At 71.7% G+C, this 22,378-nt stretch carries 23 protein-coding genes; 9 read left to right on the top strand and 14 right to left on the bottom strand.

Annotation, left to right across the window (positions count from 1 at the left end; translation table 11 throughout):
• Positions 1-9 precede the first annotated feature (9 nt).
• The gene (locus AC1DZC_RS15455) at positions 10-567 is read left to right on the top strand and encodes a hypothetical protein (RefSeq protein ID WP_477043888.1); all 558 of its coding nucleotides are present in this window, start codon (positions 10-12) and stop codon (positions 565-567) included.
• 7 nt (positions 568-574) lie between these two features.
• On the opposite strand, the gene AC1DZC_RS15450 is transcribed toward AC1DZC_RS15455, so the two are convergent.
• From AC1DZC_RS15450 to AC1DZC_RS15435, 4 genes are all read right to left on the bottom strand, one after another.
• Positions 575-1,231, bottom strand: a complete 657-nt coding sequence (locus AC1DZC_RS15450) for a TetR/AcrR family transcriptional regulator (protein ID WP_477043887.1) — start codon at positions 1,229-1,231, stop codon at positions 575-577.
• 198 nt (positions 1,232-1,429) lie between these two features.
• A complete protein-coding gene (gene clpB / locus AC1DZC_RS15445; RefSeq protein ID WP_477040654.1) occupies positions 1,430-4,024 on the bottom strand; it encodes an ATP-dependent chaperone ClpB in 2,595 nt (864 codons plus the stop codon).
• Positions 4,025-4,100: 76 nt separating this feature from the next.
• A complete protein-coding gene (locus tag AC1DZC_RS15440; RefSeq protein ID WP_477043886.1) occupies positions 4,101-4,589 on the bottom strand; it encodes a hypothetical protein in 489 nt (162 codons plus the stop codon).
• Positions 4,586-5,050 carry an RNA polymerase sigma factor gene (locus AC1DZC_RS15435; protein ID WP_477043885.1) on the bottom strand — a complete coding sequence of 155 codons (465 nt, stop codon included), beginning with the start codon at positions 5,048-5,050 and terminating at the stop codon, positions 4,586-4,588. Before AC1DZC_RS15435 ends, AC1DZC_RS15440 begins: the two co-directional genes overlap by 4 nt.
• A gap of 100 nt (positions 5,051-5,150) precedes the next feature.
• Here AC1DZC_RS15435 and AC1DZC_RS15430 point away from each other — a divergent pair, with 100 nt between their 5' ends.
• Both AC1DZC_RS15430 and AC1DZC_RS15425 read left to right on the top strand, forming a co-directional pair.
• The gene (locus tag AC1DZC_RS15430; protein ID WP_477040657.1) at positions 5,151-6,107 is read left to right on the top strand and encodes an alpha/beta hydrolase; all 957 of its coding nucleotides are present in this window, start codon (positions 5,151-5,153) and stop codon (positions 6,105-6,107) included.
• Positions 6,104-7,051, top strand: coding sequence for a YhjD/YihY/BrkB family envelope integrity protein (locus tag AC1DZC_RS15425; RefSeq protein WP_477040658.1), 948 nt, complete (start codon positions 6,104-6,106; stop codon positions 7,049-7,051). Before AC1DZC_RS15430 ends, AC1DZC_RS15425 begins: the two co-directional genes overlap by 4 nt.
• Here AC1DZC_RS15425 and AC1DZC_RS15420 read toward each other — a convergent pair.
• The 4 genes from AC1DZC_RS15420 to AC1DZC_RS15405 form a co-directional block, all read right to left on the bottom strand.
• Positions 7,008-8,126 carry a hypothetical protein gene (locus tag AC1DZC_RS15420; protein ID WP_477043884.1) on the bottom strand — a complete coding sequence of 373 codons (1,119 nt, stop codon included), beginning with the start codon at positions 8,124-8,126 and terminating at the stop codon, positions 7,008-7,010. The two genes, AC1DZC_RS15425 and AC1DZC_RS15420, sit on opposite strands and share 44 nt — an antisense overlap.
• 79 nt (positions 8,127-8,205) lie before the next feature.
• Positions 8,206-9,486: an ion channel protein gene (locus tag AC1DZC_RS15415; protein WP_477040660.1), complete on the bottom strand. Its 1,281-nt coding sequence runs from the start codon at positions 9,484-9,486 to the stop codon at positions 8,206-8,208.
• Positions 9,483-9,923, bottom strand: coding sequence for a hypothetical protein (locus tag AC1DZC_RS15410; protein ID WP_477043883.1), 441 nt, complete (start codon positions 9,921-9,923; stop codon positions 9,483-9,485). Before AC1DZC_RS15410 ends, AC1DZC_RS15415 begins: the two co-directional genes overlap by 4 nt.
• A complete protein-coding gene (locus AC1DZC_RS15405) occupies positions 9,920-10,909 on the bottom strand; it encodes a cation diffusion facilitator family transporter (RefSeq protein WP_477043882.1) in 990 nt (329 codons plus the stop codon). Before AC1DZC_RS15405 ends, AC1DZC_RS15410 begins: the two co-directional genes overlap by 4 nt.
• 76 nt (positions 10,910-10,985) lie before the next feature.
• Between AC1DZC_RS15405 and AC1DZC_RS15400 the strand changes: the two genes are divergently transcribed.
• From AC1DZC_RS15400 to AC1DZC_RS15390, 3 genes are read left to right on the top strand one after another with little or no spacing between them, the layout of a single operon-like run.
• Complete coding sequence (locus tag AC1DZC_RS15400; protein ID WP_477043881.1) at positions 10,986-11,762, top strand: VOC family protein; 777 nt, start codon at positions 10,986-10,988, stop codon at positions 11,760-11,762.
• Positions 11,763-11,786: 24 nt separating this feature from the next.
• On the top strand, positions 11,787-12,509 hold the full coding sequence (gene trmB / locus AC1DZC_RS15395) for a tRNA (guanosine(46)-N7)-methyltransferase TrmB (RefSeq protein ID WP_477040664.1): 723 nt from the start codon (positions 11,787-11,789) through the stop codon (positions 12,507-12,509).
• Positions 12,506-13,228, top strand: a complete 723-nt coding sequence (locus tag AC1DZC_RS15390; RefSeq protein WP_477043880.1) for a LysR substrate-binding domain-containing protein — start codon at positions 12,506-12,508, stop codon at positions 13,226-13,228. Before trmB ends, AC1DZC_RS15390 begins: the two co-directional genes overlap by 4 nt.
• A gap of 16 nt (positions 13,229-13,244) precedes the next feature.
• Here AC1DZC_RS15390 and AC1DZC_RS15385 read toward each other — a convergent pair whose 3' ends face one another.
• The gene (locus AC1DZC_RS15385) at positions 13,245-13,640 is read right to left on the bottom strand and encodes a DUF5997 family protein (RefSeq protein WP_477040701.1); all 396 of its coding nucleotides are present in this window, start codon (positions 13,638-13,640) and stop codon (positions 13,245-13,247) included.
• An 86-nt stretch (positions 13,641-13,726) separates the two neighbouring features.
• Entirely contained in the window at positions 13,727-16,198 is a 2,472-nt protein-coding gene (locus AC1DZC_RS15380; RefSeq protein ID WP_477040666.1) for a glycogen/starch/alpha-glucan phosphorylase, read from the bottom strand.
• Between the two features lie 173 nt (positions 16,199-16,371).
• On the opposite strand from AC1DZC_RS15380, the gene AC1DZC_RS15375 reads away from it, so the two are divergent.
• Positions 16,372-16,758: a phage holin family protein gene (locus AC1DZC_RS15375; RefSeq protein ID WP_477043879.1), complete on the top strand. Its 387-nt coding sequence runs from the start codon at positions 16,372-16,374 to the stop codon at positions 16,756-16,758.
• On the opposite strand, the gene AC1DZC_RS15370 is transcribed toward AC1DZC_RS15375, so the two are convergent.
• Both AC1DZC_RS15370 and AC1DZC_RS15365 read right to left on the bottom strand, forming a co-directional pair.
• Positions 16,727-17,779, bottom strand: a complete 1,053-nt coding sequence (locus AC1DZC_RS15370; protein ID WP_477043878.1) for a hypothetical protein — start codon at positions 17,777-17,779, stop codon at positions 16,727-16,729. The genes AC1DZC_RS15375 and AC1DZC_RS15370 overlap by 32 nt on opposite strands.
• Positions 17,780-17,894: 115 nt before the next feature.
• Positions 17,895-18,479, bottom strand: a complete 585-nt coding sequence (locus AC1DZC_RS15365; RefSeq protein WP_477040669.1) for a DoxX family protein — start codon at positions 18,477-18,479, stop codon at positions 17,895-17,897.
• 243 nt (positions 18,480-18,722) lie between these two features.
• On the opposite strand from AC1DZC_RS15365, the gene AC1DZC_RS15360 reads away from it, so the two are divergent.
• Positions 18,723-19,598 (top strand): universal stress protein, encoded by an 876-nt coding sequence (locus tag AC1DZC_RS15360; RefSeq protein WP_477043877.1) that lies wholly within the window; start codon positions 18,723-18,725, stop codon positions 19,596-19,598.
• A 2-nt stretch (positions 19,599-19,600) separates the two neighbouring features.
• Here AC1DZC_RS15360 and AC1DZC_RS15355 read toward each other — a convergent pair whose 3' ends face one another.
• The gene (locus AC1DZC_RS15355) at positions 19,601-21,133 is read right to left on the bottom strand and encodes a GAF domain-containing sensor histidine kinase (RefSeq protein WP_477040671.1); all 1,533 of its coding nucleotides are present in this window, start codon (positions 21,131-21,133) and stop codon (positions 19,601-19,603) included.
• Positions 21,134-21,226: 93 nt separating this feature from the next.
• On the opposite strand from AC1DZC_RS15355, the gene AC1DZC_RS15350 reads away from it, so the two are divergent.
• Complete coding sequence (locus AC1DZC_RS15350) at positions 21,227-21,751, top strand: flavodoxin family protein (RefSeq protein WP_477043876.1); 525 nt, start codon at positions 21,227-21,229, stop codon at positions 21,749-21,751.
• Here AC1DZC_RS15350 and AC1DZC_RS15345 read toward each other — a convergent pair.
• On the bottom strand, positions 21,717-22,358 hold the full coding sequence (locus tag AC1DZC_RS15345; protein ID WP_477040673.1) for a response regulator: 642 nt from the start codon (positions 22,356-22,358) through the stop codon (positions 21,717-21,719). The two genes, AC1DZC_RS15350 and AC1DZC_RS15345, sit on opposite strands and share 35 nt — an antisense overlap.
• Positions 22,359-22,378 lie beyond the last annotated feature (20 nt).

Genomic DNA, 22,378 nt, shown 5'->3' with positions numbered 1-22,378 from the left:
ACTGGGCGCATGGGTGTGGTGACCGAGACGCTGCTCGACGACCTGTACGACGCCGGCGTCGTCTTCGAGGACGGGTTGACCGACGACGAGCTGCGCGACGTCGAGCGACGGCTCGGCATCGCCTTCGGGGCCGACCACCGCGACCTGCTCAGCCGGGTGCTGCCCGTGGGCCGCGGCTGGCCGGACTGGCTCGCCGACGACGACGAGCTGCGCACCCTCCTCGCGGCGCCGGTGGAACGGGTCGTGTCCGACGCGCTCGACGACGGGTTCTGGCCCGCGTCGTGGGGCACGGCGCGCGGGGACGAGGCCGTCGCGCGCGCCCACCTCGCACGCGTGCCGGTGCTGGTGCCGGTGTTCGGGCACCGGTACCAGGCAGCGGGCGCGGCCGCGGGTGCTCCGGTCCTGTCGGCCTACGGCAGGGACGTCATCTACTACGGCGCGGACCTGGCCGACTACCTGGGCCGCGAGTTCCTCGGCACGGTCTCACCGGTCCCGCCCGTCGACGGCGACCGGCGGGTCCCGTTCTGGTCGGACCTCGCCGACGGGACCGACCCGATCCACATGTGACGGACGGTCAGGGCCGGGGCGGTGCGTCCGGGCTGACCATCGCGGTGATCTGCTGGCGGAGGGCGGCCGCCATGTCGACGCGCGTCTGCGGGGTCTCGCTCTCCAGCAGGAACTGGACCTGCAGGCCGTCCATCACCGCCACCATCAGCCGCGCGGCCGTCCCGGGGTCGACGCCTTCGTGCAGCCGGCCCTCGTCGCGCCACCGCTCGAAGCCCTCGACCGCGTCGGCGACGATCTGCCGGTAGCGCTCCTGGAAATACGCGTGCGCGGGGTGGTCGGGCGACGTGGCCTCGGCCGAGAGGGTGGCGAAGAGCTCGACGATCCCCGGGCGGGCGGCGTTGCGCTCCACGATCCGGACCAGCGCGTCGAAGAAGTCGACGCCGGCGTCCAGGTCGGCCTGGAACGCGGCGCCGTCGATCTCGTCGCGACGGACGAGCACGGCCTCCAGCAGCGCCGCCTTGCTGGGGAAGTGGTGCAGCAGCCCGGGGTGCGAGATGCCGACGCGCGCGGAGACCTCCCGCAGCGAGGCGGTGTTGTACCCGACCTCGCCGAACAGCTGCATCGCCGAGTCCAGGATCTCCTCGCGCGTTGCACGGCCCTTGGCGTAGCCGCCGCGGGGCCGGGTCGAAGCAGCAGAGCCGCTGGTGGCAGCCGTCGTCGTCATCTTCAGAGGATGTCATCTTTCCCGAATCCCGACCAGGTGGTAACTTCCGCTACCACCTGGGCAGGATTAAGTGCAGTGCCGACCCGCTGTTCCGGTTCGGGCACGGCCTGACGACCTGAAGGCGCTGGCGAGGCCCGGTCGGTCCTCCGGACGAGAGAAGGGGCCCGCACGTCACCCGTGCGGGCCCCAACTCCCTGCTCAGTGGTGCGACGAGACGACGAGCCCCTGCTCGCCGCGCTCCACGACGACGGTGTCGCCGTCGGCGACCTCGCCGGCGAGCAGCCGCTTGGCCAGCCGGTCGCCGATCTCGCGCTGCACCAGCCGGCGCAGCGGACGCGCGCCGTAGGCCGGGTCGTACCCCTCGAGCGCCAGCCACTCGGCCGCGGCCGGGGAGACCTCGAGCGTGAGCCGACGGTCCGCGAGCCGCTTGGCCAGCGACTCCACCTGCAGGCCGACGATGTGCCCGATCTCGTCCAGCGACAGCGGGTCGAACAGCACCACGTCGTCGAGCCGGTTGAGCAGCTCGGGCTTGAACGCCGACCGCACGGCACCCATCACCGCGTCGCGCTTGTCGCGGTCCGACAGCAGCGGGTCGACGAGGAACTGCGAGCCGAGGTTCGACGTCATCACGAGGATGACGTTGCGGAAGTCGACCGTGCGGCCCTGGCCGTCGGTCAGGCGGCCGTCGTCGAGCACCTGCAGCAGGAGGTCGAAGACCTCGGGGTGGGCCTTCTCGACCTCGTCGAGAAGCACGACGGAGTACGGCCGACGGCGGACGGCCTCCGTGAGCTGGCCGCCCTCCTCGTACCCGACGTAGCCGGGAGGGGCGCCGACGAGCCGGGCCACCGAGTGCTTCTCGGAGTACTCCGACATGTCGATGCGCACCATGGCGCGCTCGTCGTCGAACAGGAAGTCCGCGAGCGCCTTGGCCAGCTCGGTCTTGCCGACGCCGGTGGGGCCGAGGAACAGGAACGAGCCCGTGGGCCGGTCCGGGTCGGAGATGCCCGCGCGGGCGCGACGGACCGCGTCCGACACGGCGGCGACGGCCTTCTTCTGGCCGATCAGCCGCTCGCCCAGCACGTCCTCCATGCGCAGCAGCTTGGCCTGCTCGGCCTCGAGCAGCCGCCCGGCGGGGATGCCGGTCCACTGCGCGACGACGTCCGCGACCTCATCGGGACCCACGCGGTCGGCGATCATCGGCGGGCCCTGGTCGACGAGCTCCTCGGACGCCTCAGACTCCTCGGCCTCGCTGATCTGCTCCTGGAGTGCCGGGATCTCGCCGTACTGGATGCGCGCGGCACCGGACAGGTCGCCCTCGCGCAGCAGCCGCTCGGCGTCGGAGCGCAGGCCGTCGAGGCGGGCCTTGAGGTCGCCGACGAGGTTGTGGCCGGCCTTCTCCTTCTCCCACCGGGCCGTCAGGGACGCCAGGTCCTCGCGCCGGTCGGCGAGGTCCTTGCGCAGCCGCGCCAGCCGGTCCTTCGACGCGGGGTCGTCGGACTCGCTGAGCACGACCTCCTCCATCTCCAGACGCGTCACGGCGCGCTGCAGCTCGTCCACCTCGATCGGCGACGAGTCCAGCTCCATCCGCAGGCGCGACGCGGCCTCGTCGACGAGGTCGATGGCCTTGTCGGGCAGCTGGCGACCCGTGATGTACCGGTCGGAGAGGGCGGCTGCCGCGACGAGCGCGGAGTCGGCGATGGTGACCTTGTGGTGTGCCTCGTAGCGCTCCTTGAGCCCGCGCAGGATCGCGACGGTGTCCTCCACGGACGGCTCGCCGACGAAGACCTGCTGGAACCGGCGCTCCAGGGCGGGGTCCTTCTCGATGCGCTCGCGGTACTCGTCGAGCGTCGTCGCGCCGACCAGCCGCAGCTCGCCGCGGGCCAGCATGGGCTTGAGCATGTTGCCCGCGTCCATCGCACCCTCGCCGCCGGCACCCGCGCCGACGACCGTGTGGATCTCGTCGATGAACGTGACGACCTCGCCGTTCGAGCCGGTGATCTCCTCGAGGACGGCCTTGAGCCGCTCCTCGAACTCGCCGCGGTACTTGGCGCCGGCCACCATCGCGGCCAGGTCGAGCGAGACCAGCTTCTTGCCGCGCAGGCTCTCGGGCACGTCCCCGGCGACGATGCGCTGGGCCAGCCCCTCGACGACGGCCGTCTTGCCGACGCCGGGCTCGCCGATGAGGACGGGGTTGTTCTTGGTGCGACGGGACAGCACCTGCACGACGCGGCGGATCTCGGAGTCGCGGCCGATGACCGGGTCGAGCTTGCCGTCGCGCGCGAGCTGCGTCAGGTCGACGCCGTACTTCTCGAGGGCCTTGTAGGTGCCCTCCGGGTTCGGGGTGGTGACGCGTGCGGAGCCGCGCACCGTCGGCAGCGCGGCGGCCAGCGCCTCGCGCGACGCCCCCTGGGCACGGAGCGCGTCGGCGATGCCGGACTGTCCGGCGGCCAGGCCGAGCAGCAGGTGCTCGGTGGAGACGAAGTCGTCGCCGAGGGCTCGGGCCTCGGACGAGGCGGCCTCCAGCGCGGTGGACATGGCGCGCGAGGCCGAGGGCTGCGCCATGGACGCGCCGCTGGCGGTCGGCAGGCCGACGAGCATGCCGCGCACGGAACGGCCGAGCGCGCTGCGGTCGGCGCCGACCGCGTCGAGCAGCCCGTTGGCCACGCCGCCCTGCTGCTCGAGCAGCGCAGCGAGCAGGTGCACGGGCTCGAGCTGCGGGTTGCCAGCGGCGGAGGCGGCCTGGATGGCGTCGCCCAGGGCCTCCTGGGAACGAGTGGTGAACTTGGCGTCCACATGACCTCCTGATGCGTCGGAACGTCTCGTGCAACCACGATCAGAGTTGAGTCTATTCCGCTCAACTCTGCGAGGGCTACGGGTGGACCGTCCCCCACCTCTCGACATCCTGGCCGTCCGCCTTGGCCTTCTGCCACGCGAGGTAGTCCGCCGAGTAGGCGTCGAGCTCCTCAAGGGTGTCGAAGGCGCGCGTGGCGTGCAGGTCCCGCTCGGTGTCGACGTCGCTCACCGTGAAGGTGCCGAAGCCGTCCTTCGTGAGCGCCACCAGGTCATCCTGCGTGATCCGCTCCCCGCGGTAGAGGACGTCGAGCATGTCGGCGTCGACGACCACCGCCTCCGAGCTGCTGCGCTCGGCAGCGGTGACCGTGATCGCGGCTGCCGCGGACAAGCCCGCGAGGACCAGCAGGGACACGAGCAGGGAGCCGACGACGAGCGGGCGGGTCCGGCGCGGGGTCGTGCGCGTCTCGTCCAGTGGCGGGTCGGCGAGCATGGTGGTCAGGAGGTCCTGGCGTACGGCCAGCACCTGCTCTGGGGTCAGGTCGCGGGGTCCGGGCAGGTCGATCATGCCGAGATCACCGGCTCCTCGAGCGGCCCGCGCGTGCGGTCCAGCGACCAGCGCACCGAGGCGACCTGGAGGCCGAGCTCGTGCGCGATCTGCTCGTCGGACAACCCACCGAAGGCGTGCAGCTCGAGGATCTCGCGGTGCCGCCCCTTCACGTGCGCGATCCGGTGCAGCACGTCGCGCATCGCGACCTCGCCGGCGTCGGAGGCCGAGCGCTGCGTCGGGATCAACCGGCGGCCCCGCGGCACGGACAGCGTCGCCAGGTGCAGCAACAGGGGCAGCGCGCCGTCGTCGGAGGGCGTCAGGTCACCCCGGCGTCGCCACGCCTGCAGGAACGTCTCGGTCAGCAGTTCCTGGGCCGCGGCCCACGACCCGGTCAGCCGGAAGCAGTAGAGGTGGACGGCCTGGTGGTGCCGGTCGAAGAGCGTCCCGAACGCGGGCGCGTCGTCTCGATCCTCTGACAACCAGAGGTCTCGATCGGTGCGCGCGTCCACACCGTTCTGATCGGCACGGACGGGCGCTGTTCTGAGCCTGTTCCGGGGACCGACGTGGCACGATCACGCCATGACCCCGGCGCAGGAGCACCCCGACGTCCTCGGCCCTGGCTGGACGGCCCGCACGCTGACGCTCCGCCCCGACGGCACGACGCCCGGGCCGGTCGCCACGCTGGTGCACCACACCTCCGACGGGCCCGCGTCCCGGCGCGCGGTGCTGTACGTCCACGGGTTCGTCGACTACTTCTTCCACACCGTCTTCGCCCACGCCCTCCAGGACGCGGGGTACGACCTGTACGCGCTCGACCTGCGTGACTTCGGGCGGTCCATCCAGGAAGGTCGACCGGCCAACTTCACGACGAGCCTGGCCACCTACGCCGAGGAGATCGACGCCGCCATCGCCCTGCTGCGCCAGGACCACGACCACGTCGCGCTGCTGGCCCACTCGATGGGCGGGCTGATCACGTCGCTGTGGGCCGATGCCCGCGCCGGCACCGGCAAGATCGACGCGCTCGTCCTCAACAGCCCGTGGCTGGAGCTGCGCGGGAACTGGTTCGAGCGGACGATCCTCACGGCGGTCCTGGACGTCGTCGGACGGATCGCCCCGAGGCTGACGGTGGGCCACGTGGGCCGGTTCTACGGCGAGGCCCTGCACCAGGACACCGGCGGCGAGTGGGTGTACGACCTGACCTGGAAGCCGCACCGTGGGTTCCCCGCCCGCGCCGGCCTGGTCCGCACCGTCCGGCGCGGGCACAAGCGTGTCGCGCGCGGCCTGGGCATCGACGTGCCCGTGCTCGTCCTCGCGTCCGACCGGTCGGGGCCCGACGCCACGTGGCACCCGGACCTGGTCACCACCGACTCGGTGCTCGACGTCGCCGAGATCAAGGCCCGGGCACCGCTGCTCGGGTCCGACGTCACCTTCGTCGAGATCCCGGGCGGTGCTCACGACCTCGCGCTGTCGCCCGGACCCGCCCGCAGCCTCTACACGGCCCAGGTCATCGCCTTCCTCGACGAACGGCTGCGATGAAGGAGCGGTACGCGCGCTGGAGGCTGCGCGCCATTCGGACCGCCGCCCGGCTGAAGATCCGCGGGACCCGCATCTGGGAGGGCATGCGCGGGACGCCGCTGGGCATCCTGATCGAGCGGGTCATCAACGGCTTCACCGCCATCGAGCCGTTCGACCGGGCCATGACGCTCGCCGCGCAGGCCTTCGTCTCGATCGTGCCGATCATGATCGTCGCCGCTGCGATCCGGCCCAACAAGGAGAGCTTCGGCGCGTCCATGGGCGACGCGATGGGGCTGTCCGACTCCGTCCAGGCGACGCTCGCCGGGAGCATCCCCAGCTCGGCAGCCGTGGCGAGCGGCGTCGGGTTCTTCGGGTTCCTCGTGGCGTTCTTCAGTGCGACCTCCTACTCGCGGGCGCTGGAGCGGATGTTCCTCAAGGTGTGGGAGGTGCCCAAGCCGCCGCTGCGCACGGCCTGGCGGTGGATCGCGACGATCCTCGCCGTCCTGGTCGCGCTCTCGCTGCTGGCGTTCACAGCCTCGCTCCTCGGCGACAACCCGCTCGACAATCTCGTCGAGGACGTCGTCCGGTTCGTCGTCTGGACCGTCGTGTGGACCTACGTGCCCTGGGTGCTGATGCGCACCGAGATCTCCTTGCGGGCGCTCGCCTTCACGGGGGCCGTGATCTCGCTCGCGCTGACCGTCCTGGGGCTCGTCGGCACGATCTACCTGCCGATCGTCCTGACCACGGGAGCCGAGGAGTTCGGGGTGCTCGGCCTCGTCTTCGCCTACATCTCGTGGGTGTTCGTGCTCAGCTTCGCGATCGTCGTCGGGACGGTCGTCGGGCGCGCCTGCGCGCAGGACGAGGGGATCCTCGGCCGGCTCGTGCGCGGACCGTCCCCGGAGGACGCCAACGTGCCGAACCTCAGCGCCGATGCCTGGCGACGCTGGGGCGGGTTGGACGGCTGACGAGCACGAACGCCGTCCCGGCGAGCAGGGTGACGAGGATCGTCAGCCGAAGCGCTCCCTGGTCGGTCCCGGTCGCGGCGAGCTCGTCGGCGCTGACCGCGATCGGCGCCCACGCGATCAGGGTGCCCGTCACCGAGTAGGCCGCCACGCTGTGCCCGCCCGCGGTCAGGTCGGTCGGCAGCGTGGTCGACGCCGTCGCCTGCGCCGAGAGCGTGTGGACGCCCAGGCTGCGGGGGGTCGAGAACACGACGATCTCCACCTGCTCCCCGGCGTGGCCCGGCACCGTCACCAGGATCTCGCCGCCCGGTCGCAGGTCGCCCGTGATCGTGGCCTTGCCCTGGGCCTCGGGCACGAGGTCCGCCGACGACTTCGGTGGCGTCGTCGTCGAGGTCTGCAGCGCGACCGGGGTGGGAGGGCCGGTCGGCGAGGGGCTCGGGCTGGGCGGCGGTGCGAGCCCGAACGAGTGCGTGACGCAGCCCGCGGTGGCCGAGTGGATGACCGCGTCGCCGATCGCGCCGGACCCCAGCGAGAACCCGATCGCACGGACCCGGACGTCGGTGACGTTGTTCGCGGCGTACGCGGCGACCACCTCGTCGAGCGTGCCGTAGGCCAGCTGGTAGCTCGGGTTGGGCCCGGCCGGCAGGCCCGCGATCGGCTTGTTGATCCACCAGTCGGCGAACAGCGGCTCGTGGACCAGGTTGCCCTTCCAGACGCCGTCGACGTAGATCGTCAGGTTGATGCCCGGGGCGGCGCCGCTGCTCTGGGTGACGTCGAGGTCCACGCTGCCGGCGTCGGCCAGCGCGAAGTCGGTGGCCACGTAGCCCGCCGACTTCGCCTTCGACAGGTCCGCACCGTCGGTCCACACCCGCAGGCCGCCGGCGACGTACTCGTGGTGGCCGCCGGTGCGCGACTCGGAGAAGTCCCACCCTGCCGCGTCGAGCTCGGTCGACACCGGCGCGGGAGAGCACGCGGCGGTGGCCTGCGCACCCGTCGGCGCGGCCAGGACGAGCCCGAGCACGCTCAGGGCGATCACGGCGCCGAGGTGGCGGCGCGACGTGGGCAGAGGACGGCTCATACGAACGCATCGACTGCCGGGAGCGATTGCTGAGGACTCGTTCGGGGGCAGTTTCTCCACCGGCCACCCGGACGAGTGATCAGGTGGGTGCTACCACCTGCTCGGGAGCCTTCGGTGCGATGAGCTGCGGCCGGTTGGTCACGAGCAGCCACGCGACGAGGGTCGCGAGGATGAACGCCGGCAGCAGGATCATCTGCGGCACCACCGCGACCGCCATGAAGATGCTCAGCCACCCGCTGCGCGTCGCGGCCACGAGGATGCCGACGCACGCGCTCCCGACGGCGAGCGGCAGCGGGACGACGTCCGGCCACGCCTGGTGGATCGCGAACCCGAGCGTCACGCCGATGAAGAGCGTCGGGAAGATGCGCCCGCCGCGGAAGCCCGACGTGGCGGCGACCAGCAGCGCGAACAGCTTGACCACGCCGAACACCAGGAAGCCGACCGCGGTGGTCGTCGCGGCCAGACCCGGCAGCTCCTGCATCTGCTTGAGACCCTTGAACAGGGTCACCTCGCCGCCGATCGCGCCCAGGATGCCCAGCAGCAGACCGCCGACCGTCAGCATGATGACCGGGTGCCGGAGCTTCTGGAACGCGCTGTGGAACGGCACGAAGAGGTACACCGCGATCAGCCCGAAGGCGGCGGTGGCGAGCGAGATGACGATGGCCAGCCCCAGGTCCTTCAGACCTCCGGCGACGTAGGTGCCCACGTCGACCGAGAGGTTGAGGTCGGCCAGCTGCATCGTCGTCAACGCACCGGCGGTGGCCGCGACGAGCGGGGCGAACAGCCTGTCCCAGAGCGGGATGCGCTTGTCGCCGGCGTTCAGCTCCGACAGGAGCAGCGCGGCCGCGACGGGCGTGCCGAACATGGCGCCGATGGTCCCGGCGACCGCGATCGCGAGCCAGATCGGCGCGTTGACACGCGGGAAGAGCTTCAGCCCGACCCAGACGATGATCCCGACGTTGATGCCGATGATCGGGTTCTCCGGACCGAGGCTGACGCCGCCCGCGAGCATGAGGATGAGGGCGACGGCCAGGCCCGGCAGGACGAACGGCTTGAGCGGCGCCGCGACGAGCTCGAGGGTCGCCGGGTCCGGGCCCGCGTGGCCCGGCATGTACCGCACGACGAGCCCGATCAGGAAGCCCGTGACCGTGAGCATGATGATCGTCCACGCGTTGCCGTGGGCCTCGAAGCCGAAGGACGCCGAGACGTCGTCCCACAGCCAGTCCGACAGGTGCTCCGCGATCTCGCTGAGCGAGATCAGCGAGACCGAGCAGAAGATTCCCATCACGGCCGCCGGCAGGGCGAGCTTGATCAGGTCCCCGACCGGGACGTGGAACGGGGCGTCGTCGACGGTGCTCATGTCCGTGCTCCTCGGTCGTCATGGTCGGCCACCCACTGCTCGCCGCGGGCCACGGCTTCCTCCAGCGCTTCCAGCACGACCGGCGACGACACCCCGCTGAGCAGCAGCAGGTTGTCGCGCTCGCCCAGACGCTTCGGCTGCGACACCACCGCCTTCACGAAGGTCGCCGACGGGACGTCCGAGACCGTGCGCACGCTCAGCACCAGGGCCGCGCCCCGAGTCTCGTCGGTCCGGGGCCAGGACTCGTCGAGGCGCGCCACCGCGGCGAAGAACCCGAGACCCTCGTCGGCGAGCGCGGTCACGGCGTGCGACGGCACGCTCTCGGGCAGGTCCGCGACCAGCCAGCGCCCGTCGTCGCGACGTCGCCACGTGGCCCGCGGCCCCGTGACGAGACCCGAGACGACGTCCTTGCCGGTGGGCCTGCCCCACCCCTTCACGAGGCGTTCCTCGGCACCAATGAGACATCCTCAGGTTCGGAGAGCGAGAGCAGGGCGCCGACGATGTGCGGGTTGCCGGCGATCCTGCGCTCCAGCGACGCGAGCACGTGCGACGCCTCATCCTCGGGCAGGTTGCCGACGAGGTCCACAGCCCCGGTCAGGAACAGCATCCGTGCGCCGACGAACTCCAGGCGCAGCTCGGTGACGCGGGCGACCTCGCTGAGCCTGAGCAGCTCGCGCAGGGCCGCGTCCTGCAGGTGCGGGTCGGCGCTCTCGCCGACGAGGAACCGCCGGTTGCGGTCGATGAGCACGATCGCGACGATGCCCAGCAGCACGCCGACGAGGATCGACCCGATCGCGTCCGGCGTCGCCGAGCCCGTGAGCTGGTGCAGCCCGATCCCGGCGAACGCGATCGCGATGCCGACGAGCGCGGCACCGTCCTCGAAGAACACCGCCCGGACGGTCGGGTCGCTGGTCTCCAGCACGTGCTCCAGCACGTCGCGGTCGCGCCGGGCGGCTGCGGCCTTGGCCTGCCGGGACGCCTGGAAGAACGACGCACCCTCGAGCAGCGCGCTGATGGCCAGGACGGCGTAGGCGATGCCGAAGTCGCTCGCAGGCTCCGGATGGGCCAGCTCCTGGATGCCGTGCGTGATCGAGACGCCGGCGCCGACGGCGAACAGGCCGATGGCCGCGAACAGCGACCACACGTAGACCTCGCGGCCGTGGCCCAGCGGGTGGGCGGGGTCGGCCGGCTTGGCCGCCCGTCGCTGCGCGATGAGCAGGAACACCTCGTTGCCCGTGTCCGCCCAGGAGTGCGCCGCCTCGGCGAGCATCGACGCCGACCCGGTGACCACCGCGGCGAACGACTTGGCCACCGCGATGAGGATGTTCGCGACGAACGCGACGACGACCGTCAGAACGCTCTCGTCGCCCGGCGACTCGTCGTCGACCGGAACCACCGGCACGCTCGGTTCGCTCGACGACATGTGCCCTGGGTAGCACACCGGCGCGGCGACTGTCTCCTGACCTGCGCCTGAGCCTGCCCGGGTGTTGGGTGGACGCATGACGACCCACCGCGACGCATGGCCGGCAGGCTCGCCGGCGTGGGCCGACATCACCGTCCCGTCGCTGGCCACCGCCCGGGACTTCTACGGCGCGCTGTTCGGGTGGACGTTCGAGGTGGGCGGCCCCGAGACCGGCGGCTACACGCAGGCCTTCCTCGACGGCCGGCGCGTGGTCGGGCTGACCGAGCCCATGGGTCCCCCGTCGCCACCCGCGTGGTGCGTCTACCTGGCGACCGACGACCTGCTCACGACCGCCGAGTCCGTGCTCGCCCACGGTGGGTCGGTGGTGCTCGCACCGATGGGGATCCTCGGCTTCGGCACGATGGGCCTGTACGCCGATCCCACGGGCGCGGTGTTCGGGCTGTGGCAGGCCGGCACCCACACCGGCTGGGACGTCGACGAGGAGCCCGGATCGGTCACCTGGACCGAGGTCATGGTGCACGACCAGCCGCAGGCGCTGTCCTTCTACCGGGACGTGTTCGGGTACGCCGTCGACGACCTCAGCGCACCCGGTTTCACGTACGCGTCGCTGTCGCTGGGCGCCGGCCCGCTCGCCGGCGTCGGCCAGTACAGCCCGTCCGCGGGCGCCTCCGCCCCGCCCGCCTGGACGCTCTACTTCGCCGTGTCCGACACCGACGCGGCGGCCTCGGCCGTCACGGAGCTCGGCGGGACGGTGGTCAGCCCGCCCACCGACACACCCTTCGGCCGCATGGCGATCGCCGCCGGGCCGTTCGGCGAGGTGTTCGCCGTGATGGGGCCGCGGCTCGCTTCCTGACCGCAGCCGCCTACGCTGGCGAGCGTGAGCCTCCCGTCCGACGCGTTCCGCCTCGAAGCCGCGCGTCCGCACGAGCCGCTGCGCACGTACCACCCGCGCCGCTCGTCGCTCGGCCCCGAGCGCGAGGAGGACCTGCGGGTCCAGTTCCCGCGGTTCGGCTTCTCGGTGCACGACGAGACCCGGTCGGGCTCCCTGGACACCGTGGCCCTGTTCGGTCGGTCCGCTCCCCTGGTGCTCGAGATCGGCTCGGGCATGGGCGAGACGACCGCCGCGATGGCCGCCGCCGACCCCGCTCGTGACTACCTCGCCGTCGAGGCGCACCTGCCGGGCGTCGCCTCGTTGCTCGGGCTCGTCGCACGCGGCGGTCTCACCAACGTCCGCGTCGGCCACGGTGACGCGCTCGACCTGGTCCGTCGCGCGCTGCCGACCGAGTCCCTCGACGCCGTGCACGTGTTCTTCCCGGACCCCTGGCCCAAGGCCCGCCACCACAAGCGCCGGCTCGTTCAGCCGTCGCACGTGGCGCTGCTACGGTCGCGGCTGCGCGTCGGCGGCGTGCTGCATTGCGCGACCGACTGGGTGGACTACGCCGACGCGATGCTGGAGGCCCTGACGGCGGACCCGTTCCTGTCGAACGTGGCCGACGGCTTCGTGCCCAGGCCCGCGTCGCGACCGGTCACCAAGTTCGAGCAGCGGGGCCTCGACCTGGGCCACGAGGTCCGGGACCTGATCTTCCGGAGGGTCAGATGACGGCCGAGACCGTGTTCCGCGTCGCGCTGGTGCCCGGCGTGAACCCCGACCGGTGGCTGCGCGTCTGGCAGGAGCGGCTGGCCGACGTCCCCGTGCAGCTCGTGCACTCCACGCCCGCCGAGGCGGTCGAAGCGCTGCGCGACGGGTCGGCCGACGTGGCCCTCGTGCGCCTGCCGGTCGCCGGCGACGAGCTCTCGGTCATCCCGCTGTACACGGAGGCCACGGTCGTCGTCGTGCCCAAGGACCACCTCGTCACGGCCGCCGACGACGAGATCGACGCCCTCGACCTCGCCGACGAGACCCTGATCGTCCCCCTCGACGACACCCTGGGCTGGGTCGATCCCCCCGGGTCGGCCTTCGTCGGCGGCGTCGTCGAGACGACCTCGGACGCGGTCGACCTGGTGGCCGCGGGCGTCGGGGTGCTGGTCGTCCCGCAGTCGATCGGCCGGCTGCACCAGCGCCGCGGCCTGACCGTGCGCACCGTCCGGGAGGCGCCCGGTTCGTCGATCGGCCTCGCGTGGGTGACCGACCGCTACGACGACCTCACCGAGGAGTTCATCGGCATCGTCCGCGGGCGCACGGCCACCTCGAGCCGCGGCCGCGGCGCACCGGCGCCGGAGCCCGCGCCGAAGGCGAAGAAGCCGCAGCAGCCGCGCACGAAGGCGGCCAAGCCCCGCCCGATGACGAAGAGCCGCCCCAAACCGCGCCGGACCCGCTGACGCGACGCGGCTGCGGTCAGGCCTTCGGCTTCTCGGCGGCGGCCGCCGATGCGGCTGCGGCGCGGCGGTCGGCCTCGCGGGACTCCTGGCGACGCTCCTCGCGCCGGACCTCGGCGGCGATCTCACGCTCGCGGACCAGCCACGACGGCGGGTCGGCCTGCAGGGCCTCGATCTCGGCGGTCGTCAGCGGGTCGGTGACGCCGCCACGCGCGAGCCCGGAGATCGAGATGCGCAGACGGCCGGCGATCACGGAGCGCGGGTGCGGTCCGTCGCGGCGCAGGTCGACCAGCCACTGCGGCGGGTTGCGCTGGAGCTCGGTCAGCTCGTCGCGCGTCACCGACGACTCCTGGAACTCCGCAGGCGTGGCCGGCAGGTACACGTCGAGCTTGGCGGCGGCGGTCGACGCCTTCATCTCCTGGGACTTCTTGGGCGGTGGTGTCACAGAGCCAAGGGTAGGCCCGGGCCTGACGAACACAGACCCGGGCCTACCCAGGGGCCTCAGCTCGCGGGCGCCACCGGGTCGGTGTGCCAGATGCGGTCGATGTAGTCGCGCATGCTCCGGTCGGAGGAGAAGAACCCGGACCGCGCGACGTTGAGCACCGCCGACCGCGTCCAGCCCTCGGTGTCGGCGTAGGCCACGTCGACCCGGGCCTGCGCGTCGATGTACGCCTGGTAGTCGGCGAGCACCAGGAACCGGTCCTCGTTCAGCAGGTTGGACACGATCGGCTCGAAGACCGCGCGGTCGCCGCCCGAGAAGTGCCCCGACGCGATGAGGTCCAGGGCGTGCCGCAGGGAGCGGTTCGACTCGTAGTAGGACGTCGGGTGGTAGCCGCTGTCGACGATGTCGGCCACCTCGGGCTCCAGGAGCCCGAAGAGGAAGAAGTTGTCGTCGCCGACGAGCTCGCGGATCTCGACGTTCGCGCCGTCGTCCGTACCGATCGTCAGCGCACCGTTGAGCGCGAATTTCATGTTGCCCGTGCCGGAGGCCTCCTTGCCGGCGAGCGAGATCTGCTCGGACAGGTCGGCCGCGGGGATGAGCTTCTCCGCGAGCGTGACGTTGTAGTTGGCCGGGAACGCGATGCTCAGGCGGCCCTTGAGCTCGGGGTCGGCGTTGATGGTCCGCCCGACGGCGTTGATCAGGCCGATCGTCTGCTTGGCCATCCGGTACCCGGGTGCCGCCTTGGCGCCGAACGCGAACGTGCGTGGCGTGACGTCCTCGATGGAGACCTGCCCCGAGCGCACCTGGTCGTACAGCGTCACCACGTGCAGGAGCTTCAGGGTCTGGCGCTTGTACTCGTGCAGGCGCTTGACCATGACGTCGAGCATCGTGTCCGGGTCCACCGTGATGCCGTCGCGCTCGGCCAGCACGTCGACCAGCCGGAGCTTGTTGGCGCGCTTGACCTGGCGGAACGCGGCGCGGAAGTCGGCGTCCTCCGCCAGCGGCTCGAGCTCGCGCAGTCGCTCCAGGTCCGTGACCCAGCCGTCGCCGATCGCCGACGTGATCAGCCCCGACAGCCCCGGGTTGGCCAGCCGGACGAACCGGCGGGGTGTGATGCCGTTGGTGACGTTGGTGAACTTGTCGGGGTAGTGGTCCGAGAAGTCGTGCAGCACCTTGTCGCGCAGCAGCTGCGAGTGCAGGGCCGCGACGCCGTTGACCTTGGACCCGGCCACCGTCGCCAGGTACGCCATGCGGACGGCGCGCTCGGGGTACTCGGCGATGATCGACATGCGCCGCACGCGCAGCTCGTCGTCCGGGTACGCGACCCGCAGCTCGGCCATGAACTCCTCGTTGATCTTGTAGATGATCTCGAGGTGGCGCGGCAGGAGCTTGCCCAGGAGCTCGGTCGACCAGACCTCGAGCGCCTCGGGCAGCAGCGTGTGGCAGGTGTACGCGAAGCACTTCTGCGTGACCTCCCACGCGTCCGCCCAGGTCCACTTCTTCTCGTCGACGAGGATCCGCATGAGCTCGGGGATCGCGATGACGGGGTGGGTGTCGTTGAGCTGGAAGATGATCCGCTCGGGCAGGTTGCGCAGGTTGAAGTCCGACGGGAGAACCTGGTCGAGGAAGTCGCGCAGCGAGCACGCGACGAAGAAGTACTGCTGCTGCAGACGCAGCTCCTTGCCCTGCGGCGTCGAGTCCTCGGGGTAGAGGACCTTGGAGATGTTCTCCGCGAAGGTCTGCGCGCGCACGGCCTGCGCGTAGTCGCCGGCGTTGAAGATCTCGAGGTCGAACGCTCGGGTCGCGCGGGCGCTCCAGAGGCGCAGCGTGTTGACGCGGCCGTTCTCGAAGCCCGGGACCATGTAGTTGTAGGGGACGCCGAGGACGCTCCAGCCCGGCACCCACCGCGAGCGCGTCACGCCCGCGTCGTCGTACGTCTCGGTGTGGCCGCCGAAGTCGACGGTCACAGCCGACTCGGGGTGCGGGAACTCCCACGGCGAGCCGAGGGCCAGCCAGTTGTCGGGCTTCTCCACCTGCCAGCCGTCGACGAACGTCTGGCGGAAGATGCCGTACTCGTAACGGATGCCGTAGCCGATGCAGGGCACGTTCATCGTCGCGAGGGAGTCGATGAAGCACGCGGCGAGACGGCCGAGGCCACCGTTGCCGAGGCCAGGCTCCACCTCGGCGTCACGCAGCTCGGCGAGGTCGATGCCCAGCGAGGCCAGCCCCTCCTCGACGATGCCCTCGAGGTCGGAGGCGAGCAGCGCGTTGTCGAGCTGGCGGCCCAGCAGGAACTCGGCGGACAGGTACGCGACCGACTTGGCCTGGAGCTGGTACTGCCGGCGCAGCGTGGCCAGCCAGCGGACCATGAGGTAGTGCCGCACCGTGCGGGCCATGGCGAGGTACTTGTCGTTCACCGACGCCTTGGTGAGGTCGGTGCCCTGCCCGAAGTTCAGCTCGCGCAGGAACTCACGGACGAAGCCCTCGACGGTGTGCTCTGGGGTCGCGATGGGGGTCGTTGTATCCGTCACCCGTGCCACGCTAGCGCCCCTGTGTTAACAGTTCATTCGGCTGCGACCACTCGTAACAAACGAACTGGTCACAGCCGATTCGCCGGGGGATTCCCTGCGCACCTGCGAGTCCCTAGGGTGAGCGCAGAGGCAGGGTCGCCTGTCTCACCCCTCACGAGGAGACCCGACCGGCCATGATTCGCTTCCTCATCCGCACCGTGATCTTCCTCGGCTCCGCGGCCCTCGGCCTGTGGATCACCTCGCTCATCGTCGACGGCTTCGAGATCCACACGAACGGCTTCATCGTCGCCGTGCTGATCTTCGCCGTCCTGCAGAGCATCCTGTCGCCGTTCATCTTCAAGACGACGACCAAGAACGCGAGTGCGCTGACGGGCGCGGTCGGGCTGATCTCGACGTTCATCGCGCTGGTGGTCGCGAACCTGGTCAGCGACGGTCTGGAGATCTCCGGCACGTCGGCGTGGTTCTTCGGCACGATCCTCGTCTGGATCATCACGATGCTCGGCACGCTCCTGCTGCCGCTCGTGCTGATCAAGAAGACCGTGGAGGAGCGCCGGGCCTGAGGTCCTCGCCGGCGACCCGCGAGCGCAGCAGCACCCCGACCACGGCGTAGACGACCATGCTGATCGCGAACTGGGTCAGTGCGCCGAGCTGCTGCTGACCGAACTCGATCACGAGCGTGAACGTCAGCGAGATGAACAGGCCCGCGCGCAGGAACTTCAGGCCGGCGGTGCGGCGACGGAGCAGCAGGAGCAGCAGCCCGATCGCGAGGGGGATGCCCTGCGCGCTCAGCGCGAGGATCTCGACCTTGTCGGTGTCGGAGATCGCGGTCGCCGCCTCGGGGTCCGAGCTGAGGCTCACGAAGATCACGGCGGCGGTGCCGATCGCGCCGCCCAGCACCTGGATCGCCAGGTAGGCCCAGATCAGACCGCGGACCAGGCGCCGGGCCGCGAGCCACGCGACCACGCCCCGGCTCTCGCGCAGCACGACGGCGAAAGTGTCGTCCGGGCTGAACCGGCGGCTCGGCGCACCGTGGTCGAGCAGCCCTTCGTACCGAGCGACGGTCTCGGGGGTGGTGTGCCTGGCGAGGGTCGCGACGACCTCGTCGCGACGCACCGGCGACAGCTCCCCCAGCGCGGCGTCCGCGACGGCCTGCGCGGCGACCGCCCGCACGTGGCGCTCGGTGGGCGGACGCCGGCTGATGACCTCGCGCCCGACCACGTAGATCACGACGAGCACGCCGTACATGACCGCGAACGTCGGCCGGTAGAAGTAGTCGTTGTCGCGGGTGAGGAACTTGCCGATCTCGTCGACGAACAGGCCGAAGCCGATGCCGCCGACGAGGCTCGCCCACGCCTTGCCCACCGAGCCGACGCTCGTCGACGCGATCGTCAGGCCGATGGCCAGCAGCAGCCCGCCCGGCAGCACGTGCGCGATGTGCAGGCTGCCGCCGACCTGCGGGAAGCCCGTCGCGGTCAGGTAGGCGCGCACGACGAGGACCGTCGCGGCGGTCACGACGAGGAAGAGGTCGAACCGGCGCAGCGCGCGCGAGTCGACGACCTCACGGCCCAACGTCTGCTCCACGATCGCGCACCTCGCGTCGGGTCCGGCTCGCGGGACCGGCTGAGCCGAGACTAGAAGGCACGACGAAAGCGCGACACCCAGGGGAGAGTGTCGCGCCTTCTGCCTGGAGCTCCGATCAGCGCAGCCAGCCCCAGCGCTGCACGATCGGGAGCCTGGCCCACCGGCGGCCGAGGCCCCAGGTGTCACCGGCCAGCAGGACCGCGCTGAGGATCAGCACCAGCGCGTAGATGATGTGGTAGTCAACGAGCGGGTTGGTCGAGCCCTGGATCAGCGGCCACTCGGCTGCCCACATCATGACCATGATGAGCGAGCCGGCCACGGCCGAGACCCGCAGGCCGATGCCGAGCATGACCGCGAGGCCCACACCGAGCATGCCGAGCATGAACAGCCAGTCCGTGCCGACGCCCGAGATCGAGTTGAAGAAGCCCTTGAACGGGCCCTGCGCGGCGAAGGTCAGGAAGCCCTGGCTCGGCGTCCCGCCGTTGATCCACGAGAGGCTCGGGTCGCCCTCGGCGACAGCGGCCCCCGTGCTGTAGTGCAGACCGAACGTCTTGTCGAGGAACGCCCAGAGGAAGATGAATCCCGTGGCCAGCCGGGCGACGGCCAGCACACGGCGGCCGGCCGACGAGGTGACGAGGTCGTCCTCGACCATCGTTGCCGGATGGACCGACGTCGTGATCTCGGGGTGGGTGGCGGCCATGGTCTGCTCCTAGGTGCGGGGGTTTCTGTGAAGGAACCCGTCAGGTTGTGTTCTGGTGCTTCACACACTCCTCCGCGGGTCAGGGACCTCCCCAGGGCCGAACGTCCCGCGTTCACGGGCTCCTGCGGCCCGGATCAGGGCCAGAGGTCCCGGGACAGCGGCCGGTCGCGGGCGCAGGGTGGGAGGAGCGGGACGCGTCGACGACGACCGTCGATCGCCCCCGCCGGACCGAGGAGGCTCCTCATGCGTACCGACGGACCTGTCGTCATCGCCCTGGACGGGACCGCGCACAGCGCGAGCACGCTGTCCTGGGGCATCGCCGAGGCGGTCCGACGACGTTCCCGCGTGGTGCTCACCCAGGTCGTCGACAGTCCCTGGATGTCCAGCTTCTGGGGCACCTACCCGGTCGTCGACGTGCAGGACGCCGGCGTCGAGGCCAAGGGCTACCTGTCGCGGCTGCGCGACCGCGAGGCCGCCCGCCACCCGAGCCTGGACGTCTCCCTCGACGTGCGGCACGGGTCGGCGGTGCCCGAGCTGCGCGAGCTGAGCACCGACGCCCAGCTCGTCGTCGTCGGGGCGGGCCTGCCGTCCGCCCGCGGCCGCACGGGCGTGCTCGCGGCGCACCTGGCGGCGCACGCCCGGTGCCCGGTGGCCGTCGTCCGGCACGACCCGGACAGCCCCACCCCGCCCGAGGCCCCGATCGTGGTCGGCGTCGACGGCTCCCCCGCATCGCTCGAGGCGGCGCGCGTGGCGGCCCGCGAGGCGTGGATGCGCGGCCGCTCTCTCGTCGTCGTGCACGCCCGGCCCACCATCCCGGACCCGTTCGGGGAGGGGAGCGTGCCTCCGCTGGCCACGCAGGACGTCGAGGACCGCACGCACCAGGCGGCGCTGCGCGTCCGGCGCTCGCTGCTCGAGGAGAACCCCGGGCTGGACGTCCGGGTCGAGCTCATCGACGACGAACCGGCGCACGGCCTGGTCGGGCTCGCACGCGACGCCGCGCTGCTCGTGGTGGGGACGCGCGGGCTGGGGAGCTTCCGCGGGATGCTGCTCGGTTCGGTCAGCTCCGACGTGGTCCGGTCCGCCTCGTGCCCCGTGCTCGTGGTGCACGACAACGGCTGAGGTCAGCCTGTCGTCAGCGGGACCACCCAGGCCAGCAGCGTGCCGCCGTCGTCCACGGGGTCGACGCGCATCGACCCACCGCGCCGGCGTGCCCGCTCCTCGAGGTTGCCCAGACCGCTGCGGCGCGTCACACCGGGCGCGATCCCGACCCCGTCGTCCTGCACCTCGACCAGCAGGTCGGCGCCGATGAACACCCGCACCACGACCTCGCGGGCGCGCGCGTGCCGGGCGACGTTGGCCAGGGCCTCCCGGACGACCGCGACCGCGTCGGCGCTGACCTCGTCGGGAACCGTCGCCGTGACCCCCTCGATCCGCAGCCGCGGGAGGAAGCCGAGCCCCTGCCGCGCGCGGACCACCTCGGCGTCGATGGGGTGCCGGAGGCCGGAGGTCGAGCCGCCGCGGGCGCCGAGCCGGAAGATCGTCGTACGGACGTCCTTGATCGTCTCGTCGAGGTCGTCCACGGCGCCCTCGAGCCGCCGCGCGACGTCGGTGCTGACGGCGTCCTGGGCGGCACCCTGGACGTCGAGGCCGATCGCGAACAGCCGCTGGATCACCATGTCGTGCAGGTCGCGGGCGATGCGCTCGCGCTCCTCGAGGACCGCCAGACGGGCGCGGTCGGCCTGCGCCTCGGCGACGTCGAGCGACAACGCGAGCTGCTCGGCGAACCCCGCGATGCTGGTCAGGTCGAGCTGTGGACCGGTGTCGCCGACGGGCCCGGGCCAGCAGACGGTCAGCGCAGCCACCCAGCGGTCGCCGCTACGCAGCGGGACGGCGAGCGCCCAGACCGGGCCCGCGAGGCCCAGGTCCGTCCCGTCGTGGAGGCGGCGCAGGACGGGCATGTTCCCCGTGAGCTCGTCGGCGAGCTCGGCGGGCACGTCGTCGTGGATCATCACCGCCGAGGCCTCCGCGACCGCGCCCACCCGTGCCCGGACCAGGTCGAGCGCGTCCGGCCGGGGGATGCCGCTGGTCAACGCCTCGCTGCACGCCGCGGCAGCCTCGAGCCAGAGCTCGTGCTCGCGGGTTCGGCGGTAGGCCCGGGCATGCCCCACGGAGATGCCGGCCGCCGACGCGAGCGCGATCGCCACCTGTTCATCGCGGGCCGTGAAGTCCTGCGGAGCACCGAGGGCGTCGTGCTTCTCGGTCAGGTACAGGTTGCCGAACACCTCGTCGCGGGCCCGGACGGGGACCCCGAGGAACGAGTGCATCGGCGGGTGGTGGGCGGGGAAGCCGACCGATGCCGGGTGCTCGCTGATCTCGTGCAGCCGGATCGCGTGCGGGCTCACGCTCAGGTGGCCGAGCACACCGCGGCCCGTGGGCAGCGGGCCGATCGCCGCGGCCGTCTCGTCGTCGATCCCCCTGTGCACGAACTCGACGAGACCGCCGAGCTCGCCGATCACGCCGAGCGCGCCGTAGCGCGCGCCGGTCAGGCGACAGCCCGCCTCGACCAGGCGCCTGAGGACCGTGGCCGTGTCGAGCGTCGAGGACAACGACGCGACCGCGCTCATCAGCTCCTCGAGACGGTCGTCGTGCTCCATGGTCGGAGCATAGGCGGCCGATCAGGGCCGTTCGGCCCTGTGGTCCTCCCGGCACGCGTCGAACACTGGAGGAGACACAAGGAGGTGGGGACGATGCGGGCACTGGTCGTGTACGAGTCGTCGTTCGGCAACACGGGGATGGTCGCGGAGGCCGTCTGGCACGGCCTGGCGGACCACGTCGAGGATGCGGCGCTGCGTCGGGTCGACGTCGCTCCCACGACGCTGCCCCGCACGGTCGAGCTGCTGGTCGTCGGCGGTCCGACGCAGGCGTTCGGCATGAGCCGGCCGTCCACGCGGGCGGACGCGCAGGCCAAGGCCGGACTGCCCGCGACGAGCCAGTCCACGGGCGTGCGCGAGTGGCTGCACCAGCTGGAACCTCCGGGGCGACCGGTCTACTCGGCCACGTTCGACACGCGCATCCACAGCCCGCACGTGCCCGGGTCCGCGGCGGCGGGCGCCTGGCGCCTGCTCAGCCGGAACGGCTTCGAGCTGACGGCCGAGGCCGAGAGCTTCTGGGTCGAGGGTCTCAAGGGACCGCTGCGCGAGGGCGAGCTGGAGCGTGCCTACGAGTGGGGCGTCAGCCTCAGCGGCCTTCTGATCGGTGCTGCTCGGCGATGAACAGAGCCGCCTGCGTGCGGCCGCGGACGCCGAGCTTGGCCAGCAGGCTCGAGATGTAGTTCTTGACCGTCTTCTCGGCCAGGAACATCCGGCCGGCGATCTCGCGGTTGGTCAGGCCCTCGCCGATGAGGTCCAGCACCGCGCTCTCCTGGGGCGTGAGCAGGTCGAGGCGGGCGTCGTGGCCCTGCGACTCGCGGACGCGCTCCAGCACCCGCGCCTTGGTGGCGGGGTCGATCAGCGACCGGCCCGCCGCGACCGCGCGGATCGAGTCCAGCAGCTGCGGCCCGCGGATCTCCTTGAGCACGTACCCGGCCGCCCCCGCGGTGATCGCCGCCAGCAGGGCCTCGTCGTCCTCGTAGGAGGTGAGCATCAGGCACCTCAGGCCGCTGTCCGACGAGGACAGCTCCCGGCACACCTCGACCCCGCTGCCGTCGGGCAGCCGGACGTCGAGGAGCGCGACGTCGGCCTTCGCGACGGGCGCGCGGACCAGCGCCTCGGCCACCGTGGACGCCTCGCCGACGACGGTCATGTCGGGGTCCGCGTCGATCAGGCGCAGCAGCCCCTGGCGGACCACCTCGTGGTCGTCGAGAAGAAAGACGCGGATCATCCCCCCATCCTCGCGCATGT

This window comes from Cellulomonas sp. P2_B4 (genome assembly GCF_056404795.1).
Note: the sequence above shows the minus strand (reverse complement) of the source record. Positions and strands in the feature narration are given on the sequence as shown.